Source organism: Streptomyces sp. NPDC058741, assembly GCF_042746715.1.
Taxonomy (GTDB): Bacteria; Actinomycetota; Actinomycetes; order Streptomycetales; family Streptomycetaceae; genus Streptomyces.
Map to the genome: position 1 here is coordinate 1 of NZ_JBHYQH010000082.1, position 11,888 is coordinate 11,888.

Annotated in this window: 4 protein-coding genes; all 4 read right to left on the bottom strand. The window is 74.9% G+C overall.

The genetic code is table 11. The features are described 5' to 3' along the window. Positions 1-1,772, bottom strand: a 1,772-nt coding sequence (locus ACFW6P_RS31685) for a type I polyketide synthase (RefSeq protein WP_386425716.1), incomplete at its 3' end; no start/stop codon positions are given. Between the two features lie 292 nt (positions 1,773-2,064). Next, the gene (locus ACFW6P_RS31690; RefSeq protein WP_386425719.1) at positions 2,065-2,850 is read right to left on the bottom strand and encodes a futalosine hydrolase; all 786 of its coding nucleotides are present in this window, start codon (positions 2,848-2,850) and stop codon (positions 2,065-2,067) included. Then, entirely contained in the window at positions 2,847-3,914 is a 1,068-nt protein-coding gene (locus tag ACFW6P_RS31695; protein WP_386425721.1) for a glucose-1-phosphate thymidylyltransferase, read from the bottom strand. The genes ACFW6P_RS31690 and ACFW6P_RS31695 overlap by 4 nt, the downstream gene beginning before the upstream one ends. 86 nt (positions 3,915-4,000) lie before the next feature. Then, positions 4,001-11,884, bottom strand: a complete 7,884-nt coding sequence (locus ACFW6P_RS31700) for an SDR family NAD(P)-dependent oxidoreductase (protein WP_386425724.1) — start codon at positions 11,882-11,884, stop codon at positions 4,001-4,003. Positions 11,885-11,888 lie beyond the last annotated feature (4 nt).

Consider the following 11,888-nt stretch of genomic DNA (forward strand, 5'->3'; position numbering starts at 1 on the left):
AAGGCCTCCGCGAACACCGGGAACGCCTCGTACAACTCACGCCCCATCCCCGGCCGCTGCGCACCCTGACCCGAGAACAGGAACGCCGTCCTGCCCTCCCGGGTGGTTCCGGCGAGCGTGCGGGGTGCGGACTGCTCGCCCCGTGCCAACGCGGCCAGGCCGGCCAGCAGTTCGGCCCGGTCTTCGCCCTGGACGACGGCCCGGTGCTCGAAGGCGGTGCGTGTGGTGGCCAGGGAGGCGGCCAGGTCGTAGAGGTCCGTGTCCGGGTGAGCGGTGAGGTGGGTGGCCAGGCGGCCGGCCTGGGCGCGGAGGGACTCCTCGTTCCGGGCGGAGAGGAGCCACGGGAGGACCGGCAGCAGGGCGCGCGGGACCGTGTCGGGTGCGGGCTCGTCCGCGGTGGGCTCGGGCGCCTGCTCGATGACGACGTGGGCGTTGGTGCCGGAGAGGCCGAAGGCGGAGACGCCGACGCGGCGCGGGTGGCCGGTGTGGGGCCAGTCGGTGGCCTCGTCGAGGAGCTTGACGTGTCCGGCGGTCCAGTCGACGTGGGTGGAGGGGCGTTCGGCGTGCAGGGTGGGCGGGAGGACCCCGTGGCGCAGGGCGAGGACGGACTTGATGACGCCGACGACGCCGGCGGCCGCCTGGGTGTGGCCGATGTTCGACTTCACGGAGCCGAGCAGCAGCGGCCGGTCGTCCGGGCGGGCCTGGCCGTAGGTGGCGAGGAGGGCCTGGGCCTCGATGGGATCGCCGAGGGCGGTGCCGGTGCCGTGGGCCTCGACGGCGTCGACCTCGGTCGCGGGCAGGCCGGCGTTGGCGAGGGCGGCGAGGATGACGCGCTGCTGGGAGAGGCCGTTGGGGGCGGTGAGACCGTTGGAGGCGCCGTCCTGGTTGACGGCGCTGCCGCGCAGCACGGCGAGCACCTGGTGGCCGTTGCGGCGGGCGTCGGAGAGCCGTTCGACGATGACCGTGCCTGCGCCCTCGGCCCAGCCGGTGCCGTCTGCGTCGTCGGAGAAGGCCTTGCAGCGGCCGTCGCCGGCGAGGCCGCCCTGCCGGCCGAACTCGATGAAGGCGCCGGGTCCCGACATGACGGTGACGCCGCCGACGACCGCGAGGGAGCACTCACCGGAGCGCAGTGACTGGGCGGCGAGGTGCAGGGCGACCAGGGAGGAGGAGCAGGCGGTGTCGACGGTGACGGCCGGGCCCTCCAGGCCGAGCGCGTAGGCGACGCGGCCGGAGAGGACGGACATGGAGTTGCCGGTGAGCAGGTGGCCGCGGACGTCGTCGGGGACCTCGCGCAGGCCGGAGGCGTAGCCCTGGTCGCTGCATCCGACGAAGACGCCGGAGCGGCTGCCGCGCAGGGTGCTGGGGTCGATGCCGGCGCGCTCGAAGGCCTCCCAGGCCACTTCGAGCAGCAGGCGCTGCTGGGGGTCCATGGCGAGGGCTTCGCGCGGGGAGATGTCGAAGAAGGCCGGGTCGAAGCGGTCGGCGTCGGGCACGAAGCCGCCGCGGCGGCGGTCGCCGTCGGGGGCCGGCTGCGCTTCGGGGGCGGGCCAGCCGCGGTCGGTGGGCCAGTCCGTCACCGCGTCGGTCCCGGAGAGCAGAAGGTCCCAGAAATCGTCCGGTGTGCGCACGTCGCCGGGCAGGCGGCAGCTCATGCCGACGATGGCGACGGGCTCCTGCTCGCGGGCCTCCACCTGGCGCAGCTTGCGCCGGGTGGTGTGGAGGTCGACGGTGACCCGCTTGAGGTAGTCCCGAAGCTGCGCTTCATTCGTCATGGACTGCCCCCATGCTGTTCGGTTCGGTGACGGAACGGAGTGCGCGCCGCGCAGCGCGCCGGCCCGGTCGCCCGGTGGGCATGGGGCCGGCGGTGTGCTCCGCGTGCGGTGGGGACAGCATGACCCGGGCGGAGGGGCTTTTCCGGCGCCCGGTGGGGTTCTCTGGGGAAACGCTTGGAGTTCGGCCGCAGCCGTCGTTCGCGCAGCCCGGAGCAGGGCCCGCGGTGCCGTGACCACGGTGCGGAAAGGCCCCGAACGGTACCCGGGGATGCGGGAGTTCGGGGCCGGACGGTCAGCTGAAGGGGGGTGGGGCGCCGTGGGCGAGGACGGGTTTGAGCACCGCGAAGGCGTCGCGGAGCGCGGCGAGGGCGTCGGGGACGCGCCAGGCTGCGCGGTCGCGCGGCCCGACCGCGTTGGAGACGGTACGGACCTCCAGCATCGGAATGCCGTGCACGGCGGCGGCCTCGGCGACGCCGAAGCCCTCCATGGCCTCGGCGGCGGCTCTGTGGTGCTTCCGCAGCGTCCGGGCCCGCTCCTCGGTGCCGGTGACGTTGGACACGGTGAGGACCGGCGCGTGGACGGCACCGAGGACGCGGGCGACGGCGGCGGACAGGTGCGGCGGGCAGGCGTGCTCGCAGGTGCCGAAGCCCAGGGTGTCGACGGGCAGGAACCCGTCGGCGGTCTCGCAGCCGAGGTCGGCGGCGATGACGCGGTCGGCCACGACGACGGCGCCCGTCGGGGCGACGGGGGCGAACCCGCCCGCGATGCCGGCGCAGATGACGAGGTCGTACGGCACGTCGTGGACGGCTGCCACGGCGAGCGCGGCGCCGGTGGCGGCCGCGGCCGCTGCGGGGCCCACTCCTCCGGTGAGCAGGTCCACGGTCAGCGGGCGGCGTCGGAGGGCCGACGGCATCTGGTGGGCTTCCCCGCGGGGAGTGCTCCCGTCGCAGGTGAGACGGAGCAGTTCGCGGCCCGGCGGGCCGGGGGCCGCGACGGGTGCGGTGGGGCCGAGGCCGTGTCCCACGGCGTCGCGCTCGGCGTCGACCGCGGTGACGATGAGGACGCGGACGGGGTTCATGAGGAGATCTGGACCTGCCCGTGGTCACCGATGACGAGACGGTGGGCGGCGGGCAGCCTCGGTGTGAGGGTGACCTTGACGTTGCGGCCGACGAGCGAGGCGGTGACGCGCCGGATGTGCTCGAAGGACGATTCCCGCAGCACGATGGAGTACTCGATCTCGCTGTGGGTGATGCGGCATTCCTCCGCGACCGAGGTGGACGGGCCGATGTAGGAGTCGGTGACCACGCTGCCGGCGCCGATGATGGCGGGGCCGACGATGCGGGAGCGGCGGACCTCGGCGCCCGCCTCGATCCTGACGCGTCCGATGATCTCGCTCTCCTCGTCGACGTACCCGTCGATGCGGGGCTCGAGGCCTTCGAGGAGCGTGCGGTTGACCTCCAGCATGTCGGTGACGTTGCCGGTGTCCTTCCAGTAGCCGGTGATGACGGTGGACCGGACGGTCATCCCCTGGTCGATCATCCACTGGAGGGCGTCGGTGATCTCCAGTTCGCCGCGGGCGGAGGGCGGGATGGCCCGTACGGCCTCGTGGACGGCGGTGGTGAACAGGTAGACGCCGGCGACGGCGAGGTCGCTGCGCGGGTGGCGGGGCTTCTCCTCGAGGTCGACGACGTTGCCGTGGTCGTCGGTCACCGCGACGCCGAAGGCCGTGGGGTCGCCGACGCGGGTGAGCAGGACGTGCGCGTCGCGGGGGTCCTTGCGGAACTCGTCGACGACGTCGCCGATGCCGTCGAGGACGAAGTTGTCGCCGAGGTACATGACGAAGTCGTCGTCGCCGAGGAAGGACTCGGCGACGAGGACGGCGTGGGCGAGCCCGAGGGGTTCGCTCTGCGGGATGTAGGTGACGTCCAGGCCGAAGGCGGAGCCGTCCCCGACGGCGGCCTGGATCTCCGGGGCCGTGCTGCCGACGATGACGCCGACATCGGTGATGCCCGCCTCGGCGATGGCTTCGAGGCCGTAGAACAGGATCGGTTTGTTGGCGACCGGGACCAGTTGTTTGCTGGAGGTGTGGGTGATCGGTCGCAGCCGCGTACCGGATCCCCCCGCGAGCACGAGAGCCTTCATGTTCCATCCAGATCACGGGTGACGGGTAGGGGTTGGGGGCGGCCGCCCCGGCCGGAACGTCGTGGCCGGGACGGCCGGGGACCGGGTCAGTCCTCGTCGAGGTCGCCCTCGAGGAAGGCGCGCAGTTCGTCGTCGGAGACCTCGTCGGTGTCCGGGCCGGCCGTCGCCGTCTCCGGGAGGCCGGCCGGGTCGGGCAGCGGGGCGCCGTCCAGGCGGTCCAGGAGGCGGCGCAACCGGGCGCGGAGCTGGTCCTGGAGCGTGCCGTCCACCGTGGCTCCGGTGAACTGTGCTTCCAGGGAGTCGAGTTGGCCGAGGAGTGAGGAGCCGACGGGCCGGTCGTCGGGAGCGAGGCGCTCCAGGAGGTGCGCGGCGAGCCGCTCCGGCGTCGGGTAGTCGAACATCAGGGTCGCGGGCAGTCGTACGCCGACGAGGGCACCGATGCGGTTGCGGAGCTCGACGGCGGTCAGGGAGTTGAAACCGCTGTCCAGGAAGCCCCCTTCGGGGTCGAGGGAGTCGGGGCTGTCGTGCCCGATGACCAGGGCGGCCTGGGCGAGTACGGCATCCAGGACGGCGGCGTGCCGGTCGGCGGGGGCGAGTCGGGCCACACGTGCGCGCAGACCGCCGTCGGCGGGTGCCTCCGGGGTGTCGGCCGCCGGTGTCCCGGCCGGGCGCCGGGTGCGGTCCTGGACGAGGTCGCGGACCAGGTCGGGCACCGTGCCGTCGGCCGCCCGCAGGGTGGCCGGGGCCAGGTCGGCGGGCGCGTACCAGGGTTCCGGCGCGCGCAGCGCCAGGTCGAGCAGGGTGAGCGCGCGGCCGGTGTCCATGGGGCGCAGTCCGCCGCGGGCGATGCGGCGCAGGTCGGTCGTGCCGAGTGTGCCGGTCATGCCGCTGCGTTCGGCCCACAGCCCCCAGGCGAGCGACTGGATCCGCCGGCCCGGGGCGTCGTGGCGTGCGGCGAAGGCGTCGAGGAAGGCGTTGGCAGCCGAGTAGTTGCCCTGTCCCGCGCCGCCGAGGGTGCCGGCGAGCGAGGAGAACAGGACGAGGGCGGCGCCGTCGTCGCGGGTGAGTTCCTCCAGCAGGACGGCGGCGTCGGCCTTGGCGCGCAGCACGGTGTCGACGCGTTCGGGGGTGAGCGACTGCACGATGCCGTCGTCGAGGACGCCGGCGGTGTGCACGACGGCGGTCAGCGGACGGCCGTCGGGCACCTCCGCGAGCAGCGCGGTCAGGGCGTCGCGGTCGGCGACGTCGCAGGCGGCGACGGTGACGTGCGCGCCGAGTCCGGTGAGCTCCTCGCGCAGTTCCGGCATGCCGTCGGCGGCGGCACCGCGCCGGCCTGCGAGCACCAGGGAACGCACCCCGTGAGCGGTGACCAGATGGCGGGCGACCTGCCGGCCGAGGACGCCGCCGGCTCCGGTGACCAGCACGGTGCCGTCGCCGTACACGGGGCCGGTGGCGTCGTCGGATGTGCCGGCCGGATCGACCCGGGTGAGCCGTGGCGTCAGCACGGCGCCGTCGCGCAGGGCGATCTCGCTCTCCCCGAGGGCCAGTACGGACGGCAGCCGGTGCAGGGAGGCCGGGCTGCCGTCGTGGTCGACGAGGACGAAGCGTCCGGGGTTCTCGGCGCGTGCCGCGCGGACCAGGCCCCAGACGGCGGCCTGGGCGGGATCCGTGCGCGGTGCGTCGTCGCGGCCGGTCGCGACGGCGTTCCGGGTGAGCACCACCAGGCGGGAGGCGGCGAGGGCGTCCTGCGCGAGCCACTCGGTGATCAGGCGCAGGGCATGCGCGGTGACGTGCCGGGTCGCGGCGCCGAGGTCGGTCTCCCGGTGGCTCTCCGGCACGGCGGCGAGGACCGTGGCGGGTACGGCCGTCCCGGCGGTGGCCGTCACCAGCGCGGCGGGGCCGGCATGGCGGACGGCGTCCGCGGGGGCCGGGGCCGTGTCGCCGAGAACGTGCGGGGTACCGGCCGGGGCCGTGGCGGGTGCGGCGGGCGTCCAGCGGATCCGGTGCAGTGCTCCGCGGCCGGGGGCGGCCGGGAGGGCACTGGTGTCCACGGGGCGCAGCACGAGGGCGTCGATGTCGGCGACCGGCCGGCCGGAGCCGTCGAGCAGGGTCACCCGGTAGGTGTGCTCGGCCACGGGGGTGAGGCGGACCCGCAGTGCGGTGGGGCCGGCCCGGTGCACGGTGACGTCCGAGAAGGTGAAGGGGACGACCGTGCCGCCCGTCCCGTCGCCGGCGAGGGCCACCGTGTGCAGGGCGGCGTCGAGCAGGGCGGGATGGATGCGGAACCGGTCGGTGCCCTGGAGGTGTTCGCCGTCCTCTGGGGCGATCTCGGCGTACACGGCGTCGCCGTCGCGCCAGGCGGCGCGCAGCCCGCGGAAGGAGGGCCCGTAGGCGAAGCCTCCGGCGGCGATGCGTTCGTAGAGCCCGCTCACCTCCACGGGGCGCGCGGTCGGCGGCGGCCAGGCGGCGGGCACGGGTGCCGGGGTGGTGGTGCGGGACCCGCCGAGGGTGCCTTCGGCGTGCCGGGTCCAGGTACCGGGCGCGTGGTCGTCGCGGGTGGCGGGCCGGGAGTGCACGGTCAGGGCGCGGTCGCCGTTGTCGTCGGGTGCGGTGACACAGACCTGGAGGTGGACGGCGCCGTTCTCGGGGAGGACGAGCGGGGCGTGCAGGGTGAGGTCCGCCACGCGGGCGGCCCCGGTGTGGGCGCAGGCCTCCATGGCCAGGTCGAGGAACGCGGTGCCGGGGAAGAGGATCCGGCCGTCGAGGGCGTGGTCGGCGAGCCAGGGCCGGCCGTCCACGGACACGGTGCCGGTCAGGACGGTGGCCGCGCTGTCGGCCAGCGCCACGGCCGCCGTCAGCAGGTGGTGGCCTACGGGTTCGAGGTCGGCGTGGCCGGTGCCGGGGCCGGTCGCCTCCAGCCAGTAGCTGCGCCGCTGGAAGGGGTAGGTGGGCAGGTCGGTGCGGCGGGCGCCGGTGGGGGCGAACCACGCGTCCCAGTCGACGCGGTGGCCGTGGGTGTGCAGCAGGGCGAGTGCGGAGGTCAGCGAGGTCTCCTCCTCGGTGTCGCGGCGCAGCGTCGGCACGAGTGTGGCGGCGCCGTCGACACAGTCGCCGGCCAGCGCGGTGAGGACGCCGCCCGGGCCGATCTCGACGTAGGTGGTGACGCCCTGTTCCTCGAGGGCGCGGACGCCGTCGTGGAAGCGGACGCCGTCGCGGACCTGGCGTACCCAGTAGCTGCCGTCGAAGGGCTCGTCGGCGGTGACGGGACGGCCGGTGACGGTGGAGACGACGGGCAGCGCGGGCCGGCCGAAGCGGAGCTGCGCGGTGTGGGCGGTGAACGCGTCGAGCATGCCGTCCATGTGGTGCGAGTGGAAGGCGTGGCTGACGTTGAGGCGGTGCGTCTTGCGTCCCCGGGCGGCCAGTTCGGCGGCGACCGCCGTGACCGCGTCCTCGTCGCCGGACAGGACGGTGGCGTGCGGGCCGTTGAGCGCGGCCACGGCCACCCGGCCCTCGTGCGCGGCGAGGAGGGGGGTCACCTCGTCCTCGGCGGCCTGGACGGAGACCATGACACCGCCCTCGGGCAGCCCGCCCATGAGACTGCCGCGCACGGCGACGAGCCGGCAGGCGTCCTCCAGGGTGAGGACGCCCGCGACATGGGCCACGGCGATCTCGCCGACGGAGTGGCCGAGCAGCGCGTCCGGACGCACGCCCAGGCTCTCCAGGAGCCGGTACAGGGCGACCTGTACGGCGAACAGCCCCGCCTGCGTGTAGGCGGTGCGGTCGAGGAGGGCCGCCTCCCGCGTGCCCGGGTCCGCGAACAGGACGTCGCGCAGCGGCAGTTCGAGCCGCGAGTCGCGCCGGGGGTCGAGGTGTGTCTCGAGGTGGGCGCAGACGTCGTCGAGAGCGTCGGCGAACACCTCGTACCGCTCGTACAGGGTCCGTCCGGTGCCGGCCTGCTGGGCGCCCTGTCCGGAGAACAGGAACGCAACCTTGCCGCCGCGGGCCCGGTCCGTGGCCAGCAGCGGGTGCTCGCGGCCGTCGGCGAGGGCGGTGAGCGCCTCGGTGAGGACGTCCGTGTCGTCGGTGACGACGGCCGCCCGGTCGTCGTGATGGGCGCGGGTGGTGGCCAGGGACAGGGCTATGTCCGCGGGGGCCGTGTCCGGGTGGGCGGCCAGGTGGCCGAGCAGCCGTCGGGCCTGGGCGCGCAGGGCGGCGGTGCCGCGCGCGGACAGCAGCCAGGGCAGCACGCCGGGGGTCAGGCCGGCCGGGGCGGCCGGCTCCGCGGGCTCGGGGGTGTCCGGCTCCTGCAGGATGACGTGCACGTTGGTGCCGGAGACGCCGAAGGAGGAGACGCCCGCGCGGCGCGGGGTGCCGCCGGCGGCCCAGTCCCGCTCCTCGTGCAGCAGCCGGACGGCCCCGGAGGACCAGTCGATGTGGGGGGAGGGCTGCTCCGCGTGGAGGGTGCGCGGCAGGACGCCGTGCCGCATGGCCATCACCATCTTGATGACGCCCGCGACACCCGAAGCGGCCTGCGTGTGTCCGATGTTGGACTTCAGCGCGCCCAGCCACAGCGGCCGTTCGGCGGGCCGGTCCGTTCCGTAGACGGCGAGCAGGGCCTGCGCCTCGATCGGGTCGCCGAGGGTGGTGCCGGTGCCGTGCGCCTCGACGGCGTCCACGTCCCGCGGGGACAGTCCGGCGGAGGCGAGGGCCTGCCGGATGACCCGCTGCTGCGCGGGTCCGCTGGGCGCGGTCAGCCCGTTGGAGGCGCCGTCCTGGTTGACGGCCGACCCGGCCACCGTGGCGAGCACGGGGTGGCCGTTGCGGCGGGCGTCGGAGAGCCGCTCCAGCAGGAGCAGGCCGACGCCTTCGGCCCAGCCCGCTCCGTCGGCGTCCGCGCCGAACGCCTTGCAGCGGCCGTCGGGCGACAGGGCGCGCTGCCGGCTGAACTCGACGAAGGTGTCGGGGGTGGAGATCACGGTCACCCCGCCGGCCAGGGCGAGTTCGCATTCCCCGGACCGCAGGGCCTGCACGGCGAGGTGCAGGGCGACCAGCGAGGAGGAGCAGGCGGTGTCGACGGTGACCGCCGGGCCCTCCAGGCCGAAGGTGTAGGCGATGCGACCGGAGGCGACACTGCTCGCGCTGCCCGTGGCGAGATAGCCCTCCAGTTCCTCCGGGGCCTGCCGGACGCGGCTGCCGTAGTCGTTGTAGTTCGAGCCGACGAAGACGCCCGCGCGTGCGCCCCGCAGCCGGTCCGGATCGATCCCGGCGCGTTCGAACGCCTCCCAGGACGTCTCCAACAGCAGCCGGTGCTGCGGGTCGATCGCGACGGCCTCCCGGGGCGCGATGCCGAAGAACGCCGGGTCGAACCGGTCGGCGTCGTGCAGGAACCCGCCGTGCCGGGTGTAGGAGTGGCCGATGCGCTCGGGGTCGGGGTCGTAGAGCCCTTCGACGTCCCAGCCGCGGTCGGCGGGGAAGGACGTGATGGCGTCGGTGCCGTCGGCGACCAGCCGCCACAGTTCCTCCGGGGAGGTGACCCCGCCGGGGAAGCGGCAGCCCATGCCGACGATGACCACCGGATCGTCGTCCACGGCGGCCGTGGGCAGCCGGGGCAGGTCGTCGGCGGTCGTGCCCGTGCCGAACAGCTCACCGTCCAGGTGGGCGGCGAGGGCGCTCGCGGAGGGGTGGTCGAAGGCGAGCGTGACGGGCAGGCGCAGCCCGGTGGCCTCGGCGAGCCGGTTGCGCAGTTCGACCGCGGTCAGCGAGTCGAAGCCCAGGTCGCGGAAGGCGCGTCCGTCGGGCACGGCGTCGGCGTCGGCGTGGCCGAGCACCGCGGAGGCCTGGGTACGGACCTCGGCCAGCAGGGCCGAACGGCGCTCGGCGGGAGACAGGGCAGCCAGCCGCCGGGCCAGCGGCGGCCCGTCGACGGCGTCGGTCTCCTTCCGCTCCACGCTGTCGGTCACGACGGCCGCGCGGGCCTCGGGGAACTCCCGCAGCGCGGCGAACGCGCGGGCGGTGATGAGCTTCCAGTCGACGTCGGCGACGATCAGGAACTCCTCGTCCTGGTCGAGCGCCTTCTGCAGCGCGGCGATGGCCAGCTCGGGGTCCATCGGCGGCACACCGTCGCGGCGCAGCCGCTCCGCGACCTCCTCGCCGACCATGCCACCGCCGGCCCAGGTGCCCCAGCCGATGGACGTGGCGGGCAGGCCCTCGGCCCGGCGGCGCGCGGCCAGGGCGTCCAGGAAGGCGTTGGCCGCGGCGTAGCTCCCCTGACCGGGGCCGCCGAGGGTGCCGGCCATGGACGAGAACAGGACGAACGCGTCGAGGTCGAGATGCCGGGTGGCGGCGTCGAGCGCGAGCGCCGCGTCCGCCTTGGGCCGCAGGACGCCGTGGGCCCGCTGCGGGGTCAGCGCGTCGATGAGTCCGTCGTCGATGATGCCCGCGGTGTGCACGACGGCGGTCAGCGTGCCCCCGCCCGGGAGGTCGTCGACGAGGCGCCGCACCGCGTCGGCGTCGGCGACGTCGCAGGCGACGACGGTCGCCGGGGTACCCGACGCGGCGAGCTCGGCGACGAGTTCATCGGCCCCGGGGGCGTCAGGGCCGCGCCGGGAGGCGAGCACCAGGTGCTCCGCGCCGGCGCGGGCGAGCCAGCGGGCGACGTGCCGGCCGAGTCCACCGGTACCACCGGTGACCAGGACCGTACCGGACGGCCGCCAGGCACCTTCGGGCCGGGGGCCGTCGCCGGCCCTGATCAGGCGACGGGCGAAGAGCCCCGAGGGCCGTACCGCCAGATGGTCCTCTTCCAGCGATCCTGACAGCGCGACGACCAGCCGGCGCGCCGCTCGGGTGTCCAGCGTCTCGGGCAGGTCGAGGAGGCCGCCCCAGCGCTGCGGGTACTCCATGGCCGCGATCCGGCCCAGCCCCCAGCACATGGCCTGCAGCGGGGTGCGCAGCACGTCGCCGCGGTGCACGGAGACGGCACCGCGGGTCGCGCACCACACGGGCACGTCGACCTTGGCGTCACCGACCGCCTGGAGCAGCGCGGTGGTCAGAACCAGACCGGTGGGCAGCACACCCTCCGCGGACCAGGGCGACTCGTCCAGGGCCAGCAGCGAGAGCACACCGCCGACCGCGACGCCGTCGACGCGCCCGCGCACGAGTTCGGCCATGTGGTCGCGTTCAGCGGCGTCCGGCCCGGTGACCAGCAGCAGCGCCCCGGCCGACCGCGCTTCGACCGCTTCTTGCACCTGCCGCACCACCGGGTCGCTCTCGTGTCCGGCGGGCACGACGATCAGCCAGGTGCCGGGCAGTTCCTCGACGCGCGCGGACTGCTCGACACGCGGCCGCCAAGCGACCCGGTAGCGCCAGCCGTCGAGCGTGGAACGGTTGAGCCGGTCACGCCGCCACGAGGACAGCGCGGGGACGACCTCGGCGAGCGACCGCACGTCCTCGATCCCGAGGCTCTCGGCCAGGGTGTCCACGTCGTGGTTCTCCACGCTCGCCCAGAACCCGTCGTCGACCAGGTCGACGCCTCCGAAGCCCACGTCGTCGGCACCCTGGTGCGCGACCACCGGTTCCAGCCAGTAACGGCTGCGCTGGAAGGCGTAGGTGGGCAGGTCGACCCGGCGCGGCGACAGCCCCGCGAAGGCAGGCGTCCAGTCGACACGCAGACCCCCCGCCCACGCTTCTCCCAGGGAGAGGTAGAAACGGTCCAGGCCGCCCTCACCCCGGCGCAGCGACCCGATCACCGGCGCGTCCGACCCGGCCGCCTCAACGGTCTCGGCGACCGGAACCGTCAGCACCGGATGCGGGCTCATCTCCACGAACGCACCAAGCCCCTCACCGAGCAACGCGGTGACGGCCGGTTCCAGCTGCACCGTCTGACGCAGGTTGCGGTACCAGTACCCGCCATCCGTCTGCGCGGACTCCACCCACCGACCCGTCACCGTCGACCAGAACGGCACCGACGGCACCGAC